The organism is Pseudomonas sp. NFX15 (assembly GCF_049132105.1).
Classification (GTDB): Bacteria; Pseudomonadota; Gammaproteobacteria; order Pseudomonadales; family Pseudomonadaceae; genus Aquipseudomonas.
Genome location: NZ_JAFMPV010000039.1, coordinates 1 through 19375 on the forward strand (window position 1 = coordinate 1; position 19375 = coordinate 19375).

Sequence of the window (19375 nt, forward strand, 5' to 3'; positions counted from 1 at the left end):
GTGATAATGATTATCATCTACATATCACAACGTGCGTGGAGGCCATCAAACCACGTCAAATAATCAATTATGACGCAGGTATCGTATTAATTGATCTGCATCAACTTAACGTAAAAACAACTTCAGACAATACAAATCAGCGACACTGAATACGGGGCAACCTCATGTCAACGAAGAACAGAACCCGCAGAACAACAACCCGCAACATCCGCTTTCCTAACCAAATGATTGAACAAATTAACATCGCTCTTGAGCAAAAAGGGTCCGGGAATTTCTCAGCCTGGGTCATTGAAGCCTGCCGTCGGAGACTAACGTCAGAAAAGAGAGCATATACATCAATTAAAAGTGATGAAGAATGAACATCCCGCGTTCTTCCCTCCGAACAGGACGATATTGTAAATTCACTTAATTACGAGGGCATTGCAGTAATTGAGTTGCAGTTTTACCACTTTCCTGACAGTGACAGACTGCGTGTTGGCTCTGTCACAGACTAAATAGTTTGAATGATTAGCAGTTATGGTGATCAGTCAACCACCAGGGAATAATCCTTCATATTATTATCGTGCTTCACCAACGCTGCCTCAATTGCTCTGAATGCTTCCAGAGACACCTTATGTTCTATACATGCAATTACAACATCAGGGTAACTCATAGAAATGGTGCTATTAAGCATATTTTTTACACGAATCAGATCCACGGAGGGATCATCAGCAGATTGTTCTTTATTCATTTTGTCGCTCCATGCGCTTGCTCTTCATCTAGCGGTTAAAATATTACTTCAAATCTTTCTGTATGAAGATTTGAGCACGTTGGCCTTACATACATCTGTCGGTTGTATTTCCCTCCAGAATGCCAGCAGGACCGCACTTTGTTACGCAACCAATACTATTAAGTGAAAACATTCCTAATATTTGACATAAATCATCAACAAAACACAAGGAGGTCAGACCAGATTGAAACGATAAAAACGATAATGCAAACTACGCGCCCTCGTATCACATGGAAGGTTTTACCAATGGCTCAGGTTGCCATTTTTAAAGAAATATTCGATCAAGTGCGAAAAGATTTAGACTGTGAATTGTTTTATTCTGAACTAAAACGTCACAACGTCTCACATTATATTTACTATCTAGCCACAGATAATATTCACATCGTGTTAGAAAACGATAACACCGTGTTAATAAAAGGACTTAAAAAGGTTGTAAATGTTAAATTCTCAAGAAACACGCATCTTATAGAAACGTCCTATGATAGGTTGAAATCAAGAGAAATCACATTTCAGCAATACAGGGAAAATCTTGCTAAAGCAGGAGTTTTCCGATGGGTTACAAATATCCATGAACATAAAAGATATTACTATACCTTTGATAATTCATTACTATTTACTGAGAGCATTCAGAACACTACACAAATCTTTCCACGCTAAATCATAACGTCCGGTTTCTTCCGTGTCAGCACCGGGGCGTTGGCATAATGCAATACGTGTACGCGCTAAACCCTGTGTGCATCGTTTTAATTATTCCCGGACACTCCCGCAGAGAAGTTCCCCGTCAGGGCTGTGGACATAGTTAATCCGGGAATACAATGACGATTCATCGCACCTGACATACATTAATAAATATTAACAATATGAAATTTCAACTCATTGTTTAGGGTTTGTTTAATTTTCTACACATACGATTCTGCGAACTTCAAAAAGCATCGGGAATAACACCATGAAAAAAATGCTACTCGCTACTGCGCTGGCCCTGCTTATTACAGGATGTGCTCAACAGACGTTTACTGTTCAAAACAAACCGGCAGCAGTAGCACCAAAGGAAACCATCACCCATCATTTCTTCGTTTCTGGAATTGGGCAGAAGAAAACTGTCGATGCAGCCAAAATTTGTGGCGGCGCAGAAAATGTTGTTAAAACAGAAACCCAGCAAACATTCGTAAATGGATTGCTCGGTTTTATTACTTTAGGCATTTATACTCCGCTGGAAGCGCGTGTGTATTGCTCACAATAATTGCATGAGTTGCCCATCGATATGGGCAACTCTATCTGCACTGCTCATTAATATACTTCTGGGTTCCTTCCAGTTGTTTTTGCATAGTGATCAGCCTCTCTCTGAGGGTGAAATAATCCCGTTCAGCGGTGTCTGCCAGTCGGGGGGAGGCTGCATTATCCACGCCGGAGGCGGTGGTGGCTTCACGCACTGACTGACAGACTGCTTTGATGTGCAACCGACGACGACCAGCGGCAACATCATCACGCAGAGCATCATTTTCAGCTTTAGCATCAGCTAACTCCTTCGTGTATTTTGCATCGAGCGCAGCAACATCACGCTGACGCATCTGCATGTCAGTAATTGCCGCGTTCGCCAGCTTCAGTTCTCTGGCATTTTTGTCGCGCTGGGCTTTGTAGGTAATGGCGTTATCACGGTAATGATTAACAGCCCATGACAGGCAGACGATGATGCAGATAACCAGAGCGGAGATAATCGCGGTGACTCTGCTCATACATCAATCTCTCTGACCGTTCCGCCCGCTTCTTTGAATTTTGCAATCAGGCTGTCAGCCTTATGCTCGAACTGACCATAACCAGCGCCCGGCAGTGAAGCCCAGATATTGCTGCAACGGTCGATTGCCTGACGGATATCACCACGATCAATCATAGGTAAAGCGCCACGCTCCTTAATCTGCTGCAATGCCACAGCGTCCTGACTTTTCGGAGAGAAGTCTTTCAGGCCAAGCTGCTTGCGGTAGGCATCCCACCAACGGGAAAGAAGCTGGTAGCGTCCGGCGCCTGTTGATTTGAGTTTTGGGTTTAGCGTGACAAGTTTGCGAGGGTGATCGGAGTAATCAGTAAATAGCTCTCCGCCTACAATGACGTCATAACCATGATTTCTGGTTTTCTGACGTCCGTTATCAGTTCCCTCCGACCACGCCAGCATATCGAGGAACGCCTTACGTTGATTATTGATTTCTACCATCTTCTACTCCGGCTTTTTTAGCAGCGAAGCGTTTGATAAGCGAACCAATCGAGTCAGTACCGATGTAGCCGATAAACACGCTCGTTATATAAGCGAGATTGCTACTTAGTCCGGCGAAGTCGAGAAGGTCACGAATGAACTAGGCGATAATGGCGCACATCGTTGCGTCGATTACTGTTTTTGTAAACGCACCGCCATTATATCTGCCGCGAAGGTACGCCATTGCAAACGCAAGGATTGCCCCGATGCCTTGTTCCTTTGCCGCGAGAATGGCGGCCAACAGGTCATGTTTTTCTGGCATCTTCATGTCTTACCCCCAATAAGGGGATTTGCTCTATTTAATTAGGAATAAGGTCGATTACTGATAGAACAAATCCAGGCTACTGTGTTTAGTAATCAGATTTGTTCGTGACCGATATGCACGGGCAAAACGGCAGGAGGTTGTTAGCGCGACCTCCTGCCACCCGCTTTCACGAAGGTCATGTGTAAAAGGCCGCAGCGTAACTATTACTAATGAATTCAGGACAGACAGTGGCTACGGCTCAGTTTGGGTTGTGCTGTTGCTGGGCGGCGATGACGCCTGTACGCATTTGGTGATCCGGTTCTGCTTCCGGTATTCGCTTAATTCAGCACAACGGAAAGAGCACTGGCTAACCAGGCTCGCCGACTCTTCACGATTATCGACTCAATGCTCTTACCTGTTGTGCAGATATAAAAAATCCCGAAACCGTTATGCAGGCTCTAACTATTACCTGCGAACTGTTTCGGGATTGCATTTTGCAGACCTCTCTGCCTGCGATGGTTGGAGTTCCAGACGATACGTCGAAGTGACCAACTAGGCGGAATCGGTAGTAAGCGCCGCCTCTTTTCATCTCACTACCACAACGAGCGAATTAACCCATCGTTGAGTCAAATTTACCCAATTTTATTCAATAAGTCAATATCATGCCGTTAATATGTTGCCATCCGTGGCAATCATGCTGCTAACGTGTGACCGCATTCAAAATGTTGTCTGCGATTGACTCTTCTTTGTGGCATTGCACCACCAGAGCGTCATACAGCGGCTTAACAGTGCGTGACCAGGTGGGTTGGGTAAGGTTTGGGATTAGCATCGTCACAGCGCGATATGCTGCGCTTGCTGGCATCCTTGAATAGCCGACGCCTTTGCATCTTCCGCACTCTTTCTCGACAACTCTCCCCCACAGCTCTGTTTTGGCAATATCAACCGCACGGCCTGTACCATGGCAATCTCTGCATCTTGCCCCCGGCGTCGCGGCACTACGGCAATAATCCGCATAAGCGAATGTTGCGAGCACTTGCAGTACCTTTGCCTTAGTATTTCCTTCAAGCTTTGCCACACCACGGTATTTCCCCGATACCTTGTGTGCAAATTGCATCAGATAGTTGATAGCCTTTTGTTTGTCGTTCTGGCTGAGTTCGTGCTTACCGCAGAATGCAGCCATACCGAATCCGGCTTGTGATTGCGCCATCCCCATAGCAGCCATCACATCAGTACCGGAAAGAGAGTCAGAAGCCGTGGCCCGTGGTGAGTCGCTCATCATCGGGCTTTTTGGCGAATGAAATTTAGCTACGCTTTCGAGTCTCATGCGCCTTCTCCCTGTACCTGAATCAATGTTAGGTTTCCGCAGAACACTGCGCCGGTATCGATATACATTTGGTTGGCAAACTTGAGTGGTTTCACTGCTGGCGTATGACCAAAGATGAACGTGTCCGCGCCTTTGATTTCTTTCACGATCCCGTTTTGTGAGTTGCTGATTCGTTCGCGGTTCCAGATTACCTGCTGATGATCAACTGGCTTTCCAAACTCGTATTCGTCAAAGGGATAATCGGCGTGGCAGATAACATATTTTTTATCTTTGCTCACCAGTTCGATGATTAACGGAAGTTCATCTGCTTTATGGGCAAGAGCTTTAGCCAGAATTTCTTTGTCGTAATCGAGATTAAAGAACCAGCCACCGCCATTAAGCAGCCAGTGATTAACGTTTCCACGCTCTGATAAGCCATCAATCATCATTTGCTCATGGTTTCCACGTACAGCTCTGAACCAGGGGAATGTGATTAATTCCAGGCATTCAACGTTCTCTGCACCACGATCAACCAAATCGCCCACCGAGATAAGCAGGTCTTTTTTGTTGTCGAATCCAATCGTATCCAGTTTGTTCATCAGGTTCGTGTAGCATCCGTGCAGATCGCCAACTACCCAAATATTTCGGTATTTGCTGCCATCAATTTTTTCGTAATAGCGCATCTCTTTCACTCCATCCGCGATGAACCATGAGAACGTCGTTGACGATGGCGTGCATTTTCCCGTCTTTATCATCAACGTATTTTCTGACCGTACCGCGACTACATTTCAGTCTGCGTGCTACTTCTGTCTGATTTCCGTATGTTTCAACGAGCATGTCTGGAATGGTTTTTACTGAGAACGTCATGCGGCCTCACTTCTGCTATTTCGCAGGTCTTTGAGTTTCTGTTGGTACTCTGCCTTGATCGCCTTGCACTCTTCGATAGTCCAGCGATGGCGGTTATGGTTTGATTCGATTTCGTCTACTGCTTCCTGCCCGATGCGGCTAATCAGTTCGACGCGATACGGAACGAGATTTCCGCTTTTGTGCTGGTTGCACACCACGCATTGCTTGTGAATATTGCGTTCATTAAATCGGAGTTGAGGTGCCGCAGCAGTTGTCCGGTAATGTCCGGCATCCCACTGAGCAGACGTGAGCGTTCCGCACGAGATACATGGTAAGTCGCGGTCTCTTTCTCTGATGAAGGCGTTTACGGCTTGTTGGGCTTGTTTAATCCAGTAACTGCGGGGCTTTAAGGCGAGTTTTCGAATCTTAAGTTTATCTTTCTGTTTCTGCTCCTCTCGTCGTCGTTTCTTCTCTGCTGCTTTTTCCGCTTTTTCGCGTTCTTTACTTCGTCGTTCGAGTGCTATCTTGGTTCCACACTCTGGAGAGCACCACCACTGATTAGCGAATGCAGGGTGAAACCATTCCCGGCATTCATCGTTTTTACATCGTCTTCGCGCTGGTTTAGCCATCATCTTCTTCCTCGTGCATCGAGCTATTCGGATCGCTCATCAGTTCTGCGCAGCAGTGCTCACACACGTGAACTTCCAGCACATGCAGCTTCTGACCGCAGTTAGCGCACGTTAAAGCTCGCTCGACGCTTTCTTGTTCGTAACTTCGATTTTGGTCAATCACCTTGTTTTCCTCGCACGACGTCTTAGCCACCGGATATCCCACAGGTGAGCCGTGTAGTTGAAGGTTTTTACGTCAGATTCTTTTGGGATTGGCTTGGGTTTATTTCTGGTGCGTTTCGTTGGAAGGTATTTGCAGTTTTCGCAGATTATGTCGGTGATACTTCGTCGCTGTCTCGCCACACGTCCTCCTTTTCCTGCGGTAGTGGTAACACCCCTGTTGGTGTTCTTTCACACCGGAGACACCATCGATTCCAGTAAGGTTGATTTGGTCGGAAGCGGTTATCTTCTTTGCATTCACCGCACCGATAACATCGCATCATGCAGCTTCCCTCCCGAAGTCGAAATCAAGCTGCCCTCCAAATATTTCGCATGACTCAGAACAAGAGCCGGTATCGAATCTTTTAGCTCGTACCATGTCCTGATACAGGGCTTGATAATCATTTTCTGAATACATTTTCGCGATACCGTCCAGCGACATTCTTCCTCGGTACATAATCTCCTTTGGCGTTTCCCGATGTCCGTCACGCACATGGGATCCCGTGATGACCTCATTAAAAACACGCTGCAATCCCTCCTCATCTTTGCAGGCAAGTCCGATTTTTTGCGTTGATTTTTTAATGCAGAATATGCAGTTACCGAGATGTTCCGGTATTTGCAAATCGAATGGTTGTTGCTTCCACCATGCGAGGATATCTTCCTTCTCAAAGTCTGACAGTTCAGCAAGATATCTGATTCCAGGCTTTGGCTTTAGCCGCTTCGGTTCATCAGCTCTGATGCCAATCCACGTGGTGTAATTCCCTCGCCCGAAATGGTCATCACAGTATTTGGTGAAGGGAACGAGTTTTAATCTGTCAGTGCAGAACGCGCCGCCGACGTATGGAGTGCCATATTTCTTTACCATATCGATAAATGGCTTCAGAACAGGCATTCGCGTCTGAATATCCTTTGGTTCCCATACCGTATAACCATTTGGCTGTCCAAGCTCCGGGTTGATATCAACCTGCAATACGGTGAGCGGTATATCCCAGAACTTCACAACTTCCCTGACAAACCGATATGTCATTGGATGTTCACAACCTGTATCCATGAAAACGTAATGCACGTCTTTACCTGCCCGTCGCTTTTGCTCCATTAGCCAGAGCAAATATGCTGACGTCCTGCCACCGGAGAAACTAACGACATTTATCATGCAGCCCTGTCTCCCCATCTCGCTTTCCACTCCAGAGCCAGTCTCGCTTCGTCTGACCACTTAACGCCACGCTCTGTACCGAATGCCTGTATAAGCTCTAATAGCTCCGCAAATTCGCCTACACGCATCCTGCTGGTTGACTGGCCTATTACCACAAAGCCATTCCCGGCAAGGTTAGGAACAACATCCTGCTGCTTTAATGCTGCGGTAAACACACACTTCCAGCTTTCTGCATCCAGCCAGCGACCATGCCATTCAACCTGACGAGAGACGTCACCTAAGCAGGCCCATAGCTTCCTGTTTTGGTCTAAGCTGCGGTTGCGTTCCTGAATGGTTACTACGATTGGTTTGGTTGGGTCTGGAAGGATTTGCTGTACTGCGTGAATAGCGTTTTGCTGATGTGCTGGAGATCGAATTTCAAAGGTTAGTTTTTTCATGACTTCCCTCTCCCCCAAATAAAAAGGCCTGCGATTACCAGCAGGCCTGTTATTAGCTCAGTAATGTAGATGGTCATCTTTTAACTCCATATACCGCCAATACCCGTTTCATCGCGGCACTCTGGCGACACTCCTTAAAAACCAGGTTCGTGCTCATCTTTCCTTCCCGTTCTTCCCTGGTAGCAAACCGGTAATACACCGTTCGCCAGACCTTACCTTCGATAACCAGAAGACCTGCCCGTGCCATTTTAGCCGCGGCCTGATTTATGCTGGTTACTGTTGCGCCTGTTAGCGCGGCAACGTCCGGCGCACAGAAGCTATTATGCGTCCCCAGGTAATGAATAATTGCCTCTTTGCCCGTCATACACTTGCTCCTTTCAGTCCGAACTTAGCTTTGATTTCTGCGATCTTCGCCAGAGCCTGTGCACGATTTAGAGGTCTACCGCCCATGACAGGAAGTTGTTTTACTGGTTCAGGGATCGCCTCACCACGGTTAATTCTCGCAGTCATATGGACAAGCTCATCTGCGGCCTTACGGCGTAATTCCGCATCAGTAAGCGCATTGGCCCGCATGTTCTGATACAGGTTGGTAACCAGCCAGTAGTGCGCGTTTGATTTCCACGGATAAGACTCCGCATCCGGATACAGGCCTCGCTTCCGGCAATACTCGTAAACCATATCAACCAGCTCGCTGACGTTTGGCAGTCCGGCGGTAACGGATGCTTCTTCCCGGCACCATGCAACAAACTGCCCGGGTGATGGCAGAAATGGTCGATTCTGCCGACGGGCTACGCGCATTCCTGCGTTAACCTGTTCCATCGTGGTGATCCCGTTTTCCCGAAAAGCCAGAACCCACTGGCGACGGATTTCGTTCACTTCGTTCTGGTCACGGTTAGCCAGGCTCGCCGGGAAAGTTGCCAGTAACTGGCTGAACACACCGTTGATGATCTGCGCTACCTGCTGTACCTGCGGCTTTTCGTCGTACTGTTCCGGCATGTTGTTGGCGATCCGACGCATCTGCTCACGGTCAAAGTTAACCATCTGTGCGGCGATGTTTTTCATAGATCCACCCCGTAAATCCAGTCTGTGTTTGTCAGGTCGAGTTTTGGTTTGCTGGCTGTCACGCCTGCCTGTTGCTTGTTACGGTTGATTTCGAGTTGGGTCCACTTATCGCGGAGTTTGGCCGGGCTCAGCACGTTACCGGACCAGAAGTTGTCCTGGCATGCCCAGCGGAACAGCACACACATGTCGCGGTGGTTACGTCCGTCACGTTCACGCATCAGGCGGATATCGTTAGCCCACCCAGCAAAATTCGGTTTTCTGGCTGATGGTGCGATAGTCTTCACCATGTCAAACATCCACTCTGCGGCGGTCAGGTCTTCTGCTGTCCCCCACTTGCTGCCGCTCTGAATTGCAGCATCCGGTTTCACCACAGAAAGGTCGTTTTCTGGCTGGTCAGAGGATTCGCCAGAATTCTCTGACGAATAATCTTTTCTTTTTTCTTTTGTAATAGTGTCTTTTGTGTCCCCCTGTTTTGAGGGATAGCAATCCCCCAATTTGAGGGATGTTTTATCCCTCGTTTTAGGGGATTTTCCCTCGTTTTGAGGGATGCACCATTCTGAGATGTTTTTATTTGGTCCAAACATGCCGCCTTGCTGCTTGATAATATTCATTCTGACGAGTTCTAACTTGGCTTCATTGCACCGTTTGACAGGTAACTTTGTAATCTCGCTAAGTTGAGAATCGGTGATTCTGTCCATTGGTTTATTCCACCCATAGGTTTTACGCAGAATGGCAAGCAGCACTTTAAACTGTCGCTTGGTCAGATCTGCGCCCGAATAAGCCTCAAGCAGCATATTTGATAGTCTGGCGTAACCATCATCGAGATCTGCCACATTACGCTCCTGTCCGGCAAAGTTACCTCTGCCGAAGTTGAGTATTTTTGCTGTATTTGTCATAATGACTCCTGTTGATAGATCCAGTAATGACCTCAGAACTCCATCTGGATTTGTTCAGAACGCTCGGTTGCCGCCGGGCGTTTTTTATTGGTGAGAATCGCAGCAACTTGTCGCGCCAATCGAGCCATGTCGTCGTCAACGACCCCCCATTCAAGAACAGCAAGCAGCATTGAGAACTTTGGAATCCAGTCCCTCTTCCACCTGCTGATCTGCGACTTATCAACGCCCACAGCTTCCGCTGTCTTCTCAGTTCCAAGCATTGCGATTTTGTTAAGCAACGCACTCTCGATTCGTAGAGCCTCGTTGCGTTTGTTTGCACGAACCATATGTAAGTATTTCCTTAGATAACAATTGATTGAATGTATGCAAATAAATGCATACACCATAGGTGTGGTTTAATTTGATGCCCTTTTTCAGGGCTGGAATGTGTAAGAGCGGGGTTATTTATGCTGTTGTTTTTTTGTTACTCGGGAAGGGCTTTACCTCTTCCGCATAAACGCTTCCATCAGCGTTTATAGTTAAAAAAATCTTTCGGCCTGCATGAATGGCCTTGTTGATCGCGCTTTGATATACGCCGAGATCTTTAGCTGTCTTGGTTTGCCCAAAGCGCATTGCATAATCTTTCAGGGTTATGCGTTGTTCCATACAACCTCCTTAGTACATGCAACCATTATCACCGCCAGAGGTAAAATAGTCAACACGCACGGTGTTAGATATTTATCCCTTGCGGTGATAGATTTAACGTATGAGCACAAAAAAGAAACCATTAACACAAGAGCAGCTTGAGGACGCACGTCGCCTTAAAGCAATTTATGAAAAAAAGAAAAATGAACTTGGCTTATCCCAGGAATCTGTCGCAGACAAGATGGGGATGGGGCAGTCAGGCGTTGGTGCTTTATTTAATGGCATCAATGCATTAAATGCTTATAACGCCGCATTGCTTACAAAAATTCTCAAAGTTAGCGTTGAAGAATTTAGCCCTTCAATCGCCAGAGAAATCTACGAGATGTATGAAGCGGTTAGTATGCAGCCGTCACTTAGAAGTGAGTATGAGTACCCTGTTTTTTCTCATGTTCAGGCAGGGATGTTCTCACCTAAGCTTAGAACCTTTACCAAAGGTGATGCGGAGAGATGGGTAAGCACAACCAAAAAAGCCAGTGATTCTGCATTCTGGCTTGAGGTTGAAGGTAATTCCATGACCGCACCAACAGGCTCCAAGCCAAGCTTTCCTGACGGAATGTTAATTCTCGTTGACCCTGAGCAGGCTGTTGAGCCAGGTGATTTCTGCATAGCCAGACTTGGGGGTGATGAGTTTACCTTCAAGAAACTGATCAGGGATAGCGGTCAGGTGTTTTTACAACCACTAAACCCACAGTACCCAATGATCCCATGCAATGAGAGTTGTTCCGTTGTGGGGAAAGTTATCGCTAGTCAGTGGCCTGAAGAGACGTTTGGCTGATCGGCAAGGTGTTCTGGTCGGCGCATAGCTGATAACAATTGAGCAAGAATCTTCATCGAATTAGGGGAATTTTCACTCCCCTCAGAACATAACATAGTAAATGGATTGAATTATGAAGAATGGTTTTTATGCGACTTACCGCAGCAAAAATAAAGGGAAAGATAAGCGCTCAATAAACCTGTCTGTTTTCCTTAATTCTCTGCTGGCTGATAATCATCACCTGCAGGTTGGCTCCAATTATTTGTATATTCATAAAATCGATGGAAAAACTTTTCTCTTTACCAAAACAAATGACAAGAGTCTGGTTCAGAAGATAAATCGCTCTAAAGCTTCAGTTGAAGATATTAAGAACAGCCTCGCAGATGACGAATCATTGGGATTCCCATCTTTTTTGTTTGTTGAAGGCGACACCATTGGTTTTGCCAGAACTGTTTTCGGGCCGACCACATCCGATCTGACAGATTTTTTAATCGGGAAAGGAATGTCATTAAGCAGTGGAGAGCGCGTTCAGATAGAGCCACTGATGAGGGGAACCACCAAAGACGATGTTATGCATATGCATTTCATCGGCCGAACAACGGTGAAGGTAGAAGCCAAGCTACCTGTATTTGGCGATATATTAAAGGTCTTAGGGGCAACAGATATTGAAGGGGAGCTTTTTGACTCATTGGATATAGTCATTAAGCCAAAATTTAAAAGGGATATAAAAAAGGTTGCCAAGGATATTATTTTTAACCCGTCACCTCAATTTTCAGACATTAGCCTGCGGGCAAAAGATGAGGCCGGAGATATTTTAACAGAACATTATCTATCAGAAAAAGGCCATCTCTCAGCGCCTCTGAACAAGGTCACCAATGCTGAGATAGCTGAAGAGATGGCATATTGCTACGCAAGAATGAAAAGTGATATACTGGAATGTTTTAAAAGGCAGGTGGGCAAAGTTAAGGATTAATTATCAGGAGTAATTATGCGGAACAGAATCATGCCTGGTGTTTACATAGTAATAATTCCTTACGTTATCGTAAGCATTTGCTATCTCCTTTTCCGCCACTACATTCCTGGTGTTTCTTTTTCAGCTCATAGAGATGGTCTTGGGGCGACATTGTCATCATATGCAGGAACCATGATTGCAATCCTGATTGCTGCCTTGACGTTTCTAATCGGAAGCAGAACGCGCCGACTGGCCAAGATTAGAGAGTATGGGTATATGACATCGGTAGTTATTGTCTATGCCCTTAGTTTTGTTGAGCTTGGAGCTTTGTTTTTCTGCGGGTTATTGCTTCTTTCCAGCATAAGCGGCTACATGATACCCACTATCGCCATCGGCATTGCCTCTGCATCGTTCATTCATATATGCATCCTTGTTTTCCAACTATATAATTTGACCAGAGAACAAGAATAACCCGGCCTCAGCGCCGGGTTTTCTTTGCCTCACGATCGCCCCCAAAACACATAACCAATTGTATTTATTGAAAAATAAATAGATACAACTCACTAAACATAGCAATTCAGATCTCTCACCTACCAAACAATGCCCCCCTGCAAAAAATAAATTCATATAAAAAACATACAGATAACCATCTGCGGTGATAAATTATCTCTGGCGGTGTTGACATAAATACCACTGGCGGTGATACTGAGCACATCAGCAGGACGCACTGACCACCATGAAGGTGACGCTCTTAAAAATTAAGCCCTGAAGAAGGGCAGCATTCAAAGCAGAAGGCTTTGGGGTGTGTGATACGAAACGAAGCATTGGCCGTAAGTGCGATTCCGGATTAGCTGCCAATGTGCCAATCGCGGGGGGTTTTCGTTCAGGACTACAACTGCCACACACCACCAAAGCTAACTGACAGGAGAATCCAGATGGATGCACAAACACGCCGCCGCGAACGTCGCGCAGAGAAACAGGCTCAATGGAAAGCAGCAAATCCCCTGTTGGTTGGGGTAAGCGCAAAACCAGTTAACCGCCCTATTCTCTCGCTGAATCGCAAACCGAAATCACGAGTAGAAAGCGCACTAAATCCGATAGACCTTACAGTGCTGGCTGAATACCACAAACAGATTGAAAGCAACCTGCAACGTATTGAGCGCAAGAATCAGCGCACATGGTACAGCAAGCCTGGCGAACGCGGCATAACATGCAGTGGACGCCAGAAAATTAAGGGAAAATCGATTCCTCTTATCTAGTTACTTAGATATTGGCCTTGGCTTTATCTCAATATTATATGGATCATAGCTGGCAACTAATTCAGTCCAGTAAATATCCTCAATAGGGAATAATATATGCTTTCCATTCCATCGGGAAAAAGTTTTGTTCAACACACCAAGCTCAATCAACTCACTAATGTATGGGAATTGTTTTGATGTAACCACATACTTCCTGCCTTCATTAAGGGCTGCGCACAAAACCATAGATTGCTCTTCTGTAAGGTTTTGAATTACTGATCGCACTTTATCGTTTTGCATCTTAATGCGTTTTCTTAGCTTAAATCGCTTATATCTGGCGCTGGCAATAGCTGATAATCGATGCACATTAATTGCTAGCGAAAATGCAAGAGCAAAGACGAAAACATGCCACACATGAGGAATACCGATTCTCTCATTAACATATTCAGGCCAGTTATCTGGGCTTAAAAGCAGAAGTCCAACCCAGATAACGATCATATACATGGTTCTCTCCAGAGGTTCATTACTGAACACTCGTCCGAGAATAACGAGTGGATCCATTTCTATACTCATCAAACTGTAGGGGTTGTAATAGTTTATCCGATTTCTCGCTGTAGGGGTACACGAGAACCACCGAGCCTGATGTGGTTAAAAGACAGGCACAATCTTTACTACCGCAATCCACTATTTAAGGTGATATATGGAAGAAGAATTTGAAGAGTTCGAAGAGCATCCTCAGGATGTGATGGAACAATACCAGGACTATCCGTATGACTACGACTATTGATAAAAATCAATGGTGTGGACAATTCAAGCGATGCAATGGATGCAAGCTGCAATCGGAATGCATGGTTAAGCCTGAAGAAATGTTTCCTGTAATGGAAGATGGGAAATATGTCGATAAATGGGCAATACGAACGACGGCAATGATTGCCAGAGAACTTGGTAAACAGAACAACAAAGCTGCCTGATAGTGGCCTTTATTTTTGGCATAAATAACAGAATAAACACTGCACTGTGTATTCATTCCAACGAGTGAATACACGGAGCAATGTCGCTCGTAACTAAACAGGAGCCGACTTGTTCTGATTATTGGAAATCTTCTTTGCCCTCCAGTGTGAGGGCGATTTTTTATCTGTGAGGATATGAACAGATGTCAAACATCAAAAAATACATCATTGATTACGACTGGAAAGCATCAATAGAAATTGAAATCGACCATGACGTAATGACAGAGGAAAAACTTCACCAGATTAATAATTTCTGGTCAGACTCTGAATACCGACTCAATAAACACGGCTCTGTATTAAATGCTGTATTAATCATGCTGGCGCAACATGCTCTGCTTATAGCAATTTCAAGCGACTTAAATGCATATGGTGTTGTGTGTGAGTTCGACTGGAATGATGGAAATGGTCAGGAAGGATGGCCTCCAATGGATGGTAGCGAAGGAATAAGAATTACCGATATCGATACATCAGGAATATTTGATTCAGATGATATGACTATCAAGGCCGCCTGAGTGCGGTTTTACCGCATACCAATAACGCTTCACTCGAGGCGTTTTTCGTTATGTATAAATAAGGAGCACACCATGCAATATGCCATTGCAGGGTGGCCTGTTGCTGGCTGCCCTTCCGAATCTTTACTTGAACGAATCACCCGTAAATTACGTGACGGATGGAAACGCCTTATCGACATACTTAATCAGCCAGGAGTCCCAAAGAATGGATCAAACACTTATGGCTATCCAGACTAAATTCACTATCGCCACTTTTATTGGCGATGAAAAGATGTTTCGTGAAGCCGTCGACGCTTATAAAAAATGGATATTAATACTGAAACTGAGATCAAGCAAAAGCATTCACTAACCCCCTTTCCTGTTTTCCTAATCAGCCCGGCATTTCGCGGGCGATATTTTCACAGCTATTTCAGGAGTTCAGCCATGAACGCTTATTACATTCAGGATCGTCTTGAGGCTCAGAGCTGGGCGCGTCACTACCAGCAGCTCGCCCGTGAAGAGAAAGAGGCAGAACTGGCAGACGACATGGAAAAAGGCCTGCCCCAGCACCTGTTTGAATCGCTATGCATCGATCATTTGCAACGCCACGGGGCCAGCAAAAAATCCATTACCCGTGCGTTTGATGACGATGTTGAGTTTCAGGAGCGCATGGCAGAACACATCCGGTACATGGTTGAAACCATTGCTCACCACCAGGTTGATATTGATTCAGAGGTATAAAACGAATGAGTACTGCACTCGCAACGCTGGCTGGGAAGCTGGCTGAACGTGTCGGCATGGATTCTGTCGACCCACAGGAACTGATCACCACTCTTCGCCAGACGGCATTTAAAGGTGATGCCAGCGATGCGCAGTTCATCGCATTACTGATCGTTGCCAACCAGTACGGCCTTAATCCGTGGACGAAAGAAATTTACGCCTTTCCTGATAAGCAGAATGGCATCGTTCCGGTGGTGGGCGTTGATGGCTGGTCCCGCATCATCAATGAAAACCAGCAGTTTGATGGCATGGACTTTGAGCAGGACAATGAATCCTGTACATGCCGGATTTACCGCAAGGACCGTAATCATCCGATCTGCGTTACCGAATGGATGGATGAATGCCGCCGCGAACCATTCAAAACTCGCGAAGGCAGAGAAATCACGGGGCCGTGGCAGTCGCATCCCAAACGGATGTTACGTCATAAAGCCATGATTCAGTGTGCCCGTCTGGCCTTCGGATTTGCTGGTATCTATGACAAGGATGAAGCCGAGCGCATTGTCGAAAATACTGCATACACTGCAGAACGTCAGCCGGAACGCGACATCACTCCGGTTAACGATGAAACCATGCAGGAGATTAACACTCTGCTGATCGCCCTGGATAAAACATGGGATGACGACTTATTGCCGCTCTGTTCCCAGATATTTCGCCGCGACATTCGTGCATCGTCAGAACTGACACAGGCCGAAGCAGTAAAAGCTCTTGGATTCCTGAAACAGAAAGCCGCAGAGCAGAAGGTGGCAGCATGACACCGGACATTATCCTGCAGCGTACCGGGATCGATGTGAGAGCTGTCGAACAGGGGGATGATGCGTGGCACAAATTACGGCTCGGCGTCATCACCGCTTCAGAAGTTCACAACGTGATAGCAAAACCCCGCTCCGGAAAGAAGTGGCCTGACATGAAAATGTCCTACTTCCACACCCTGCTTGCTGAGGTTTGCACCGGTGTGGCTCCGGAAGTTAACGCTAAAGCACTGGCCTGGGGAAAACAGTACGAGAACGACGCCAGAACCCTGTTTGAATTCACTTCCGGCGTGAATGTTACTGAATCCCCGATCATCTATCGCGACGAAAGTATGCGTACCGCCTGCTCTCCCGATGGTTTATGCAGTGACGGCAACGGCCTTGAACTGAAATGCCCGTTTACCTCCCGGGATTTCATGAAGTTCCGGCTCGGTGGTTTCGAGGCCATAAAGTCAGCTTACATGGCCCAGGTGCAGTACAGCATGTGGGTGACGCGAAAAAATGCCTGGTACTTTGCCAACTATGACCCGCGTATGAAGCGTGAAGGCCTGCATTATGTCGTGATTGAGCGGGATGAAAAGTACATGGCGAGTTTTGACGAGATCGTGCCGGAGTTCATCGAAAAAATGGACGAGGCACTGGCTGAAATTGGTTTTGTATTTGGGGAGCAATGGCGATGACGCATCCTCACGATAATATCCGGGTAGGCGCAATCACTTTCGTCTACTCCGTTACAAAGCGAGGCTGGGTATTTCCCGGCCTTTCTGTTATCCGAAATCCACTGAAAGCACAGCGGCTGGCTGAGGAGATAAATAATAAACGAGGGGCTGTATGCACAAAGCATCTTCTGTTGAGTTAAGAACGAGTATCGAGATGGCACATAGCCTTGCTCAAATTGGAATCAGGTTTGTGCCAATACCAGTAGAAACAGACGAAGAATTTCATACGTTAGCCGCATCCCTTTCACAAAAGCTGGAAATGATGGTGGCGAAAGCAGAAGCAGATGAGAGAAACCAGGTATGACAACCACGGAATGCATTTTTCTGGCAGCGGGCTTCATATTCTGTGTGCTTATGCTTGCCGACATGGGACTTGTTCAATGACACCTCAGCAGGAAAACGCCCTTCGCAGCATTGCCCGTCAGGCTAATTCTGAAATCAAAAAAAGCCAGACAGCAGTTTCCGGATAAAAACGTCGATGACATTTGCCGTAGCGTACTGAAGAAGCACCGCGAAACGGTAACGCTGATGGGATTCACACCGACTCATTTAAGCCTGGCAATCGGCATGTTAAACGGCGTCTTTAAGGAACGATGAACATGAAAAGCAAAATCATCAGGGAGCTACAGGCTCCTTTTTTATTATTCGCATTCACCCTCAAGCGTATTAACCAACAGTTCAGGGATTAATGAAAGATGGCAGACATCATTGATTCAGCATCAGAAATAGAAGAATTACAGCGCAACACAGCAATAAAAATGCGCCGCCTGAACCACCAGGCTATATCTGCCACTCATTGTTGTGAGTGTGGCGATCCGATAGATGAACGAAGACGCCTGGTCGTTCAGGGTTGTCGGACTTGTGCAAGTTGCCAGGAGGATCTGGAACTTATCAGTAAACAGAGAGGTTCGAAGTGAGCGAAATTAACTCTCAGGCACTGCGTGAAGCGGCAGAGCAGGCAATGCATGACGACTGGGGATTTGACGCAGACCTTTTCCATGAATTGGTAACACCATCGATTGTGCTGGAACTGCTGGATGAACGGGAAAGAAACCAGCAATACATCAAACGCCGCGACCAGGAGAACGAGGATATTGCGCTAACAGTAGGGAAACTGCGTGTTGAGCTTGAAACAGCAAAATCAAAACTCAACGAGCAGCGTGAGTATTACGAAGGTGTTATCTCGGATGGGAGTAAGCGTATTGCTAAACTGGAAAGCAACGAAGTCCGTGAAGACGGAAACCAGTTTCTTGTTGTTCGCCATCCTGGGAAGACTCCTGTTATCAAGCACTGCACTGGTGACCTGGAAGAGTTTCTGCGGCAGTTAATCGAACAAGACCCGTTAGTAACTATCGACATCATTACGCATCGCTATTACGGGGTTGGAGGTCAATGGGTTCAGGATGCAGGTGAGTATCTGCATATGATGTCTGACGCTGGCATTCGCATCAAAGGAGAGTGAGATCGGTTTTGTAAAAGATAACGCTTGTGAAAATGCTGAATTTCGCGTCGTCTTCACAGCGATGCCAGAGTCTGTAGTGTCAGATGATGACCGTACTCAAACATCGGGTTGAGTATTATCTTACTGTTTCTTTACATAAACATTGCTGATACCGTTTAGCTGAAACGACATACATTGCAAGGAGTTTATAAATGAGTATCAATGAGTTAGAGTCTGAGCAAAAAGATTGGGCGTTATCAATGTTGTGCAGATCCGGTGTCTTGTCTCCATGCAGACATCACGAAGGTGTTTATGTAGATGAAGGTATAGATATAGAGTCGGCATACAAATATTCCATGAAGGTTTATAAGTCTAATGAAGACAAATCCCCATTCTGCAATGTGCGAGAAATGACTGATACCGTGCAAAATTATTATCACGAGTACGGTGGAAACGATACTTGCCCTCTCTGTACAAAACATATAGATGATTAAACCCAATATTACATAACAATCCTCGCACTCGCGGGGATTTATTTTATCTGAACTCGCTACGGCGGGTTTTGTTTTATGGAGATGATAAATGCACTTCCGAGTCACAGGAGAATGGAATGGAGAGCCATTCAACAGAGTTATCGAAGCGGAGAACATCAACGACTGCTACGACCACTGGATGATATGGGCGCAGATAGCACATGCAGACGTAACCAATATTCGAATTGAAGAACTGAAAGAACACCAAGCCGCCTGATGGCGGTTTTTTCTTGCGTGTAATT

General features: G+C 46.1%; 38 protein-coding genes and 1 pseudogene. 20 read left to right on the plus strand and 19 right to left on the minus strand.

Going from position 1 to position 19375, the window contains the following annotated elements; genetic code table 11:
- Window positions 1-164 precede the first annotated feature (164 nt).
- Window positions 165-359, plus strand: coding sequence for a YlcI/YnfO family protein (locus tag J1D76_RS25885; protein WP_001421937.1), 195 nt, complete (start codon window positions 165-167; stop codon window positions 357-359).
- A gap of 164 nt (window positions 360-523) precedes the next feature.
- Here J1D76_RS25885 and ybcW read toward each other — a convergent pair whose 3' ends face one another.
- On the minus strand, window positions 524-730 hold the full coding sequence (gene ybcW / locus J1D76_RS25890) for a protein YbcW (protein ID WP_001031427.1): 207 nt from the start codon (window positions 728-730) through the stop codon (window positions 524-526).
- A 285-nt stretch (window positions 731-1015) separates the two neighbouring features.
- Between ybcW and J1D76_RS25895 the strand changes: the two genes are divergently transcribed.
- Together J1D76_RS25895 and bor are read left to right on the plus strand one after the other, a co-directional pair.
- The gene (locus J1D76_RS25895) at window positions 1016-1426 is read left to right on the plus strand and encodes a DUF1398 domain-containing protein (RefSeq protein WP_012775990.1); all 411 of its coding nucleotides are present in this window, start codon (window positions 1016-1018) and stop codon (window positions 1424-1426) included.
- A gap of 289 nt (window positions 1427-1715) precedes the next feature.
- Window positions 1716-2009: a serum resistance lipoprotein Bor gene (gene bor / locus J1D76_RS25900; protein ID WP_000738492.1), complete on the plus strand. Its 294-nt coding sequence runs from the start codon at window positions 1716-1718 to the stop codon at window positions 2007-2009.
- Between the two features lie 31 nt (window positions 2010-2040).
- Here bor and rzpD read toward each other — a convergent pair whose 3' ends face one another.
- The 17 genes and pseudogenes from rzpD to J1D76_RS25985 form a co-directional block, all read right to left on the minus strand.
- Window positions 2041-2502, minus strand: coding sequence for a prophage endopeptidase RzpD (gene rzpD / locus J1D76_RS25905; protein ID WP_000092275.1), 462 nt, complete (start codon window positions 2500-2502; stop codon window positions 2041-2043).
- Window positions 2499-2975 (minus strand): glycoside hydrolase family protein, encoded by a 477-nt coding sequence (locus J1D76_RS25910; protein ID WP_000229403.1) that lies wholly within the window; start codon window positions 2973-2975, stop codon window positions 2499-2501. The genes rzpD and J1D76_RS25910 overlap by 4 nt, the downstream gene beginning before the upstream one ends.
- A pseudogene (locus J1D76_RS25915) lies at window positions 2959-3282 on the minus strand (phage holin, lambda family). Before J1D76_RS25915 ends, J1D76_RS25910 begins: the two are co-directional and overlap by 17 nt.
- 676 nt (window positions 3283-3958) lie before the next feature.
- Window positions 3959-4582: an antitermination protein gene (locus J1D76_RS25920; RefSeq protein ID WP_001235459.1), complete on the minus strand. Its 624-nt coding sequence runs from the start codon at window positions 4580-4582 to the stop codon at window positions 3959-3961.
- Entirely contained in the window at window positions 4579-5244 is a 666-nt protein-coding gene (locus J1D76_RS25925; RefSeq protein WP_001271136.1) for a serine/threonine protein phosphatase, read from the minus strand. Before J1D76_RS25925 ends, J1D76_RS25920 begins: the two co-directional genes overlap by 4 nt.
- On the minus strand, window positions 5222-5428 hold the full coding sequence (locus tag J1D76_RS25930) for a phage NinH family protein (RefSeq protein ID WP_002901791.1): 207 nt from the start codon (window positions 5426-5428) through the stop codon (window positions 5222-5224). Before J1D76_RS25930 ends, J1D76_RS25925 begins: the two co-directional genes overlap by 23 nt.
- The gene (locus tag J1D76_RS25935) at window positions 5425-6036 is read right to left on the minus strand and encodes a recombination protein NinG (RefSeq protein ID WP_001108044.1); all 612 of its coding nucleotides are present in this window, start codon (window positions 6034-6036) and stop codon (window positions 5425-5427) included. The genes J1D76_RS25930 and J1D76_RS25935 overlap by 4 nt, the downstream gene beginning before the upstream one ends.
- Window positions 6029-6241 carry a protein NinF gene (locus J1D76_RS25940; RefSeq protein WP_306424353.1) on the minus strand — a complete coding sequence of 71 codons (213 nt, stop codon included), beginning with the start codon at window positions 6239-6241 and terminating at the stop codon, window positions 6029-6031. The genes J1D76_RS25935 and J1D76_RS25940 overlap by 8 nt, the downstream gene beginning before the upstream one ends.
- Window positions 6196-6378: a NinE family protein gene (locus J1D76_RS25945; RefSeq protein WP_000113775.1), complete on the minus strand. Its 183-nt coding sequence runs from the start codon at window positions 6376-6378 to the stop codon at window positions 6196-6198. Before J1D76_RS25945 ends, J1D76_RS25940 begins: the two co-directional genes overlap by 46 nt.
- On the minus strand, window positions 6345-6518 hold the full coding sequence (ninD, locus tag J1D76_RS25950; RefSeq protein WP_000984218.1) for a protein NinD: 174 nt from the start codon (window positions 6516-6518) through the stop codon (window positions 6345-6347). The genes J1D76_RS25945 and ninD overlap by 34 nt, the downstream gene beginning before the upstream one ends.
- Window positions 6515-7387, minus strand: coding sequence for a phosphoadenosine phosphosulfate reductase family protein (locus J1D76_RS25955; protein ID WP_000611491.1), 873 nt, complete (start codon window positions 7385-7387; stop codon window positions 6515-6517). Before J1D76_RS25955 ends, ninD begins: the two co-directional genes overlap by 4 nt.
- Window positions 7384-7824, minus strand: coding sequence for a recombination protein NinB (locus J1D76_RS25960; protein ID WP_000736903.1), 441 nt, complete (start codon window positions 7822-7824; stop codon window positions 7384-7386). Before J1D76_RS25960 ends, J1D76_RS25955 begins: the two co-directional genes overlap by 4 nt.
- A gap of 73 nt (window positions 7825-7897) precedes the next feature.
- Complete coding sequence (locus tag J1D76_RS25965) at window positions 7898-8188, minus strand: protein ren (RefSeq protein WP_000145933.1); 291 nt, start codon at window positions 8186-8188, stop codon at window positions 7898-7900.
- The gene (locus J1D76_RS25970; RefSeq protein ID WP_000788910.1) at window positions 8185-8886 is read right to left on the minus strand and encodes a replication protein P; all 702 of its coding nucleotides are present in this window, start codon (window positions 8884-8886) and stop codon (window positions 8185-8187) included. Before J1D76_RS25970 ends, J1D76_RS25965 begins: the two co-directional genes overlap by 4 nt.
- Window positions 8883-9782 (minus strand): replication protein, encoded by a 900-nt coding sequence (locus J1D76_RS25975; RefSeq protein ID WP_000185505.1) that lies wholly within the window; start codon window positions 9780-9782, stop codon window positions 8883-8885. Before J1D76_RS25975 ends, J1D76_RS25970 begins: the two co-directional genes overlap by 4 nt.
- A 32-nt stretch (window positions 9783-9814) precedes the next feature.
- Window positions 9815-10108, minus strand: a complete 294-nt coding sequence (locus J1D76_RS25980; RefSeq protein ID WP_000251069.1) for a lambda phage CII family protein — start codon at window positions 10106-10108, stop codon at window positions 9815-9817.
- A gap of 118 nt (window positions 10109-10226) precedes the next feature.
- Window positions 10227-10427 (minus strand): Cro/CI family transcriptional regulator, encoded by a 201-nt coding sequence (locus J1D76_RS25985; protein ID WP_000437875.1) that lies wholly within the window; start codon window positions 10425-10427, stop codon window positions 10227-10229.
- A 100-nt stretch (window positions 10428-10527) separates the two neighbouring features.
- Here J1D76_RS25985 and J1D76_RS25990 point away from each other — a divergent pair, with 100 nt between their 5' ends.
- The 4 genes from J1D76_RS25990 (at window position 10528) to J1D76_RS26005 (ending at window position 13431) form a co-directional block, all read left to right on the plus strand.
- The gene (locus tag J1D76_RS25990; RefSeq protein ID WP_000104864.1) at window positions 10528-11241 is read left to right on the plus strand and encodes a LexA family protein; all 714 of its coding nucleotides are present in this window, start codon (window positions 10528-10530) and stop codon (window positions 11239-11241) included.
- A gap of 112 nt (window positions 11242-11353) precedes the next feature.
- Window positions 11354-12193 (plus strand): protein rexA, encoded by an 840-nt coding sequence (locus tag J1D76_RS25995; protein ID WP_000788349.1) that lies wholly within the window; start codon window positions 11354-11356, stop codon window positions 12191-12193.
- Between the two features lie 15 nt (window positions 12194-12208).
- Window positions 12209-12643: a protein rexB gene (locus J1D76_RS26000; RefSeq protein ID WP_001245922.1), complete on the plus strand. Its 435-nt coding sequence runs from the start codon at window positions 12209-12211 to the stop codon at window positions 12641-12643.
- A 464-nt stretch (window positions 12644-13107) separates the two neighbouring features.
- Entirely contained in the window at window positions 13108-13431 is a 324-nt protein-coding gene (locus J1D76_RS26005; RefSeq protein WP_001564525.1) for an antitermination protein N, read from the plus strand.
- Here J1D76_RS26005 and J1D76_RS26010 read toward each other — a convergent pair whose 3' ends face one another.
- Entirely contained in the window at window positions 13432-13914 is a 483-nt protein-coding gene (locus J1D76_RS26010) for a superinfection exclusion B family protein (protein WP_000281856.1), read from the minus strand. It abuts the gene before it with no gap.
- Window positions 13915-14180: 266 nt separating this feature from the next.
- Between J1D76_RS26010 and J1D76_RS26015 the strand changes: the two genes are divergently transcribed.
- From J1D76_RS26015 to J1D76_RS26075, 13 genes are all read left to right on the plus strand, one after another.
- Window positions 14181-14381 carry an antirestriction Ral family protein gene (locus tag J1D76_RS26015; protein ID WP_000213975.1) on the plus strand — a complete coding sequence of 67 codons (201 nt, stop codon included), beginning with the start codon at window positions 14181-14183 and terminating at the stop codon, window positions 14379-14381.
- A gap of 182 nt (window positions 14382-14563) precedes the next feature.
- Entirely contained in the window at window positions 14564-14932 is a 369-nt protein-coding gene (locus J1D76_RS26020) for a DUF2528 family protein (protein ID WP_000065374.1), read from the plus strand.
- A gap of 72 nt (window positions 14933-15004) precedes the next feature.
- On the plus strand, window positions 15005-15169 hold the full coding sequence (locus J1D76_RS26025; protein WP_001198861.1) for a protease FtsH-inhibitory lysogeny factor CIII: 165 nt from the start codon (window positions 15005-15007) through the stop codon (window positions 15167-15169).
- The gene (gene kil, locus J1D76_RS26030; RefSeq protein WP_001007579.1) at window positions 15153-15281 is read left to right on the plus strand and encodes a host cell division inhibitory peptide Kil; all 129 of its coding nucleotides are present in this window, start codon (window positions 15153-15155) and stop codon (window positions 15279-15281) included. Before J1D76_RS26025 ends, kil begins: the two co-directional genes overlap by 17 nt.
- A 74-nt stretch (window positions 15282-15355) precedes the next feature.
- Window positions 15356-15652 carry a host-nuclease inhibitor Gam family protein gene (locus J1D76_RS26035; protein WP_000995451.1) on the plus strand — a complete coding sequence of 99 codons (297 nt, stop codon included), beginning with the start codon at window positions 15356-15358 and terminating at the stop codon, window positions 15650-15652.
- Window positions 15653-15657: 5 nt separating this feature from the next.
- Complete coding sequence (gene bet / locus J1D76_RS26040; RefSeq protein WP_000100844.1) at window positions 15658-16443, plus strand: phage recombination protein Bet; 786 nt, start codon at window positions 15658-15660, stop codon at window positions 16441-16443.
- Window positions 16440-17120 (plus strand): lambda exonuclease family protein, encoded by a 681-nt coding sequence (locus J1D76_RS26045; RefSeq protein WP_000186853.1) that lies wholly within the window; start codon window positions 16440-16442, stop codon window positions 17118-17120. Before bet ends, J1D76_RS26045 begins: the two co-directional genes overlap by 4 nt.
- Window positions 17111-17299, plus strand: coding sequence for a DUF1317 domain-containing protein (locus J1D76_RS26050; RefSeq protein ID WP_001251812.1), 189 nt, complete (start codon window positions 17111-17113; stop codon window positions 17297-17299). Before J1D76_RS26045 ends, J1D76_RS26050 begins: the two co-directional genes overlap by 10 nt.
- Window positions 17272-17463, plus strand: a complete 192-nt coding sequence (locus tag J1D76_RS26055; protein WP_015979260.1) for a DUF1382 family protein — start codon at window positions 17272-17274, stop codon at window positions 17461-17463. The genes J1D76_RS26050 and J1D76_RS26055 overlap by 28 nt, the downstream gene beginning before the upstream one ends.
- Before the next feature lie 391 nt (window positions 17464-17854).
- Window positions 17855-18076: a TraR/DksA family transcriptional regulator gene (locus J1D76_RS26060; protein ID WP_000763367.1), complete on the plus strand. Its 222-nt coding sequence runs from the start codon at window positions 17855-17857 to the stop codon at window positions 18074-18076.
- Window positions 18073-18621: an ead/Ea22-like family protein gene (locus J1D76_RS26065; RefSeq protein WP_001289873.1), complete on the plus strand. Its 549-nt coding sequence runs from the start codon at window positions 18073-18075 to the stop codon at window positions 18619-18621. The genes J1D76_RS26060 and J1D76_RS26065 overlap by 4 nt, the downstream gene beginning before the upstream one ends.
- Before the next feature lie 191 nt (window positions 18622-18812).
- A complete protein-coding gene (locus J1D76_RS26070; RefSeq protein WP_000026224.1) occupies window positions 18813-19094 on the plus strand; it encodes a hypothetical protein in 282 nt (93 codons plus the stop codon).
- A gap of 88 nt (window positions 19095-19182) precedes the next feature.
- Complete coding sequence (locus J1D76_RS26075; protein ID WP_000545733.1) at window positions 19183-19350, plus strand: hypothetical protein; 168 nt, start codon at window positions 19183-19185, stop codon at window positions 19348-19350.
- Window positions 19351-19375 lie beyond the last annotated feature (25 nt).

Excerpts from the sequence above, each read along its gene's own strand:
- J1D76_RS25930 (WP_002901791.1), bottom strand. The coding sequence starts at position 5,428 with ATGACGTTCTCAGTAAAAACCATTCCAGACATGCTCGTTGAAACATAC.
- J1D76_RS25925 (WP_001271136.1), bottom strand. The coding sequence starts at position 5,244 with ATGCGCTATTACGAAAAAATTGATGGCAGCAAATACCGAAATATTTGG.
- J1D76_RS26060 (WP_000763367.1), top strand. The coding sequence starts at position 17,855 with ATGGCAGACATCATTGATTCAGCATCAGAAATAGAAGAATTACAGCGC.
- J1D76_RS25985 (WP_000437875.1), bottom strand. The coding sequence starts at position 10,427 with ATGGAACAACGCATAACCCTGAAAGATTATGCAATGCGCTTTGGGCAA.
- J1D76_RS25970 (WP_000788910.1), bottom strand. The coding sequence starts at position 8,886 with ATGAAAAACATCGCCGCACAGATGGTTAACTTTGACCGTGAGCAGATG.
- J1D76_RS26020 (WP_000065374.1), top strand. The coding sequence starts at position 14,564 with ATGTCAAACATCAAAAAATACATCATTGATTACGACTGGAAAGCATCA.
- kil (WP_001007579.1), top strand. The coding sequence starts at position 15,153 with ATGGCTATCCAGACTAAATTCACTATCGCCACTTTTATTGGCGATGAA.
- J1D76_RS25965 (WP_000145933.1), bottom strand. The coding sequence starts at position 8,188 with ATGACGGGCAAAGAGGCAATTATTCATTACCTGGGGACGCATAATAGC.
- J1D76_RS25955 (WP_000611491.1), bottom strand. The coding sequence starts at position 7,387 with ATGATAAATGTCGTTAGTTTCTCCGGTGGCAGGACGTCAGCATATTTG.
- J1D76_RS25910 (WP_000229403.1), bottom strand. The coding sequence starts at position 2,975 with ATGGTAGAAATCAATAATCAACGTAAGGCGTTCCTCGATATGCTGGCG.
- J1D76_RS25975 (WP_000185505.1), bottom strand. The coding sequence starts at position 9,782 with ATGACAAATACAGCAAAAATACTCAACTTCGGCAGAGGTAACTTTGCC.
- J1D76_RS25995 (WP_000788349.1), top strand. The coding sequence starts at position 11,354 with ATGAAGAATGGTTTTTATGCGACTTACCGCAGCAAAAATAAAGGGAAA.
- J1D76_RS26055 (WP_015979260.1), top strand. The coding sequence starts at position 17,272 with ATGCACAAAGCATCTTCTGTTGAGTTAAGAACGAGTATCGAGATGGCA.
- J1D76_RS26070 (WP_000026224.1), top strand. The coding sequence starts at position 18,813 with ATGAGTATCAATGAGTTAGAGTCTGAGCAAAAAGATTGGGCGTTATCA.
- J1D76_RS26045 (WP_000186853.1), top strand. The coding sequence starts at position 16,440 with ATGACACCGGACATTATCCTGCAGCGTACCGGGATCGATGTGAGAGCT.
- J1D76_RS25980 (WP_000251069.1), bottom strand. The coding sequence starts at position 10,108 with ATGGTTCGTGCAAACAAACGCAACGAGGCTCTACGAATCGAGAGTGCG.
- J1D76_RS26000 (WP_001245922.1), top strand. The coding sequence starts at position 12,209 with ATGCGGAACAGAATCATGCCTGGTGTTTACATAGTAATAATTCCTTAC.
- J1D76_RS25960 (WP_000736903.1), bottom strand. The coding sequence starts at position 7,824 with ATGAAAAAACTAACCTTTGAAATTCGATCTCCAGCACATCAGCAAAAC.
- J1D76_RS25935 (WP_001108044.1), bottom strand. The coding sequence starts at position 6,036 with ATGGCTAAACCAGCGCGAAGACGATGTAAAAACGATGAATGCCGGGAA.
- ybcW (WP_001031427.1), bottom strand. The coding sequence starts at position 730 with ATGAATAAAGAACAATCTGCTGATGATCCCTCCGTGGATCTGATTCGT.
- J1D76_RS25885 (WP_001421937.1), top strand. The coding sequence starts at position 165 with ATGTCAACGAAGAACAGAACCCGCAGAACAACAACCCGCAACATCCGC.
- rzpD (WP_000092275.1), bottom strand. The coding sequence starts at position 2,502 with ATGAGCAGAGTCACCGCGATTATCTCCGCTCTGGTTATCTGCATCATC.
- J1D76_RS26010 (WP_000281856.1), bottom strand. The coding sequence starts at position 13,914 with ATGTATATGATCGTTATCTGGGTTGGACTTCTGCTTTTAAGCCCAGAT.
- bet (WP_000100844.1), top strand. The coding sequence starts at position 15,658 with ATGAGTACTGCACTCGCAACGCTGGCTGGGAAGCTGGCTGAACGTGTC.
- J1D76_RS25920 (WP_001235459.1), bottom strand. The coding sequence starts at position 4,582 with ATGAGACTCGAAAGCGTAGCTAAATTTCATTCGCCAAAAAGCCCGATG.
- J1D76_RS26050 (WP_001251812.1), top strand. The coding sequence starts at position 17,111 with ATGGCGATGACGCATCCTCACGATAATATCCGGGTAGGCGCAATCACT.
- J1D76_RS26075 (WP_000545733.1), top strand. The coding sequence starts at position 19,183 with ATGCACTTCCGAGTCACAGGAGAATGGAATGGAGAGCCATTCAACAGA.
- J1D76_RS25990 (WP_000104864.1), top strand. The coding sequence starts at position 10,528 with ATGAGCACAAAAAAGAAACCATTAACACAAGAGCAGCTTGAGGACGCA.
- J1D76_RS25895 (WP_012775990.1), top strand. The coding sequence starts at position 1,016 with ATGGCTCAGGTTGCCATTTTTAAAGAAATATTCGATCAAGTGCGAAAA.
- J1D76_RS26005 (WP_001564525.1), top strand. The coding sequence starts at position 13,108 with ATGGATGCACAAACACGCCGCCGCGAACGTCGCGCAGAGAAACAGGCT.
- ninD (WP_000984218.1), bottom strand. The coding sequence starts at position 6,518 with ATGATGCGATGTTATCGGTGCGGTGAATGCAAAGAAGATAACCGCTTC.
- J1D76_RS26025 (WP_001198861.1), top strand. The coding sequence starts at position 15,005 with ATGCAATATGCCATTGCAGGGTGGCCTGTTGCTGGCTGCCCTTCCGAA.
- J1D76_RS26035 (WP_000995451.1), top strand. The coding sequence starts at position 15,356 with ATGAACGCTTATTACATTCAGGATCGTCTTGAGGCTCAGAGCTGGGCG.
- bor (WP_000738492.1), top strand. The coding sequence starts at position 1,716 with ATGAAAAAAATGCTACTCGCTACTGCGCTGGCCCTGCTTATTACAGGA.
- J1D76_RS26015 (WP_000213975.1), top strand. The coding sequence starts at position 14,181 with ATGACTACGACTATTGATAAAAATCAATGGTGTGGACAATTCAAGCGA.